The following is a 1,637-nucleotide window of genomic DNA, read 5'->3' on the forward strand; positions in this document are numbered from 1 at the left end:
GATGCTGGTCGTGGTCGCGGGGCTCGGCGTGCTCAACACGGTCGTCCTCGACACCCGCGACCACGACCAGCATCAGCGTGAGCATCCCGATCAGCGCGTCCATGGCCACGATCACGCCGGAGGTGCCGGGGGTGCCCGTCCGGGCGACGGCGCCCACTCCGGCGGCTTTCAGCGCGCCGTTCAACGAGTCGAGGTACCGCACAGGATCGGTGCCGGGTTCCGTCCGTACATGGAACTGTCCGGGACGGGCGTCGGCGCCGAGCCCGAGGTCGGCGAGCGTGGTGGTCGAGGTGAGCAGTGCCATGCTGCCGCCCTCGGTGAAGAACGCCGCCCCGACGATCCGTACGGTTGTCCGCCGCCCGTCGTCCGTGAGCGTCACCGTGTCCCCGACCCCGATCCCGGCCGCGTCGAGGAACCGCTCGGTGACGACCGCCTCCCCCGCTCGGTCGAGCCAGCGCCCCGAGACGATCTGCGGGGCGCCCCACGCCGAGTCGCCCTCGTACGCCACGACGGTCGTCGCCCCGGTGACCCCGGACGCCGCCACCTGGGCCTGGGCGGTGCCGTAGAACCGGGCGGTGCCCTCCTGCGCCCGCAGCGCGTCCGCCACGGCCCCCGGATCGGCCCGTTCTTCTTCCTCCTCGCCTCCGGCCCGGACGACGTCCGCGCCGGGCGGCCCCTGTCCGCCGCCGGCCTCGACGACCACGTCGGCGGCCGAGTTCAGCAGGCGCCCCTCCTGCACCGCGCCCAGCGTCAGCGCCAGCCCCACCGCGAAGGTGACGGACACCGCCCCGAACCCGACCGCCGCCGCGGCGACCAGCGACCGCCCCGGCCGCGCGAAGGGATACGCCAGCCCCATCCCGACCGCCCTCGGCAGCGGCACCCGCGGGGCGAGCCGTGACGCGAGCCGCCCGAGCCGTCCGGCTCCCCGCCCGGCCTCGCCGGCCGTACGCCCCACGGTGATCGCCTCGACCGTCCGCAGCCGTCCCGCCCGCAGCGCGGGGACGAGCGCGGCACCCGCGACCAGGACGAGGGCGCCCATCGGCACCGTCACGTCGATCCACAGCGGGACCGTCGTCGTGGGAGCCCCGACCACGTCGCCCGCCTCCGCGAGCACCGGCACGGCCAGCGCGTTGCCCAGCCCCACCCCCAGCACGCATCCGACGGCCGCCGGCACGAACGCCTGCGCCACGTAGGCCCGTACGACCTGTCCCGGAGTGAACCCGAGCGCCTTGAGCACGCCGATCCGACGGGTCGCGGCCCCCACCGCCCCGCCGACCACGATCCCGATGACGAGCACCGAGAGGAACAGCCCGAGCCCGCCGAAGGCCACCAGGAACGGCACGAACGCCATCGCGTTCGCCGTCTGCTCCTGCTTCACCGTGAGATACGACCGCGCCCCGGTCATCACCCCCTCCGGCACGACACCGGCGACCGCGGCCCGCCCGGCGGCCACGTCGGCGTCGGTACGGGCCTCGTGGAAGCGGTAGTACATCTCGTACGAGTACGAGTACGAAGACGGGGACGGGGACGGGGACGAAGCCGACGACGCAGGCGGGGGCGTGGACGACGACGTGGACAGGGATGTGGACGACGACGTAGACGGGAACGGTGACGGAGACGAGGACGAGGACGAGGAC

1 protein-coding gene is annotated in these 1,637 nt (G+C 74.5%); it reads right to left on the reverse strand.

Going from position 1 to position 1,637, the window contains the following annotated elements:
• Window positions 1-1,492, reverse strand: a 1,492-nt coding sequence (locus AOK23_RS39105; protein ID WP_240496763.1) for an FtsX-like permease family protein, incomplete at its 3' end; no start/stop codon positions are given.
• Window positions 1,493-1,637: the final 145 nt, after the last annotated feature.

Source organism: Streptomyces torulosus (genome assembly GCF_001419765.1).
In the GTDB taxonomy this organism is placed as follows: Bacteria; Actinomycetota; Actinomycetes; order Streptomycetales; family Streptomycetaceae; genus Streptomyces; species Streptomyces torulosus.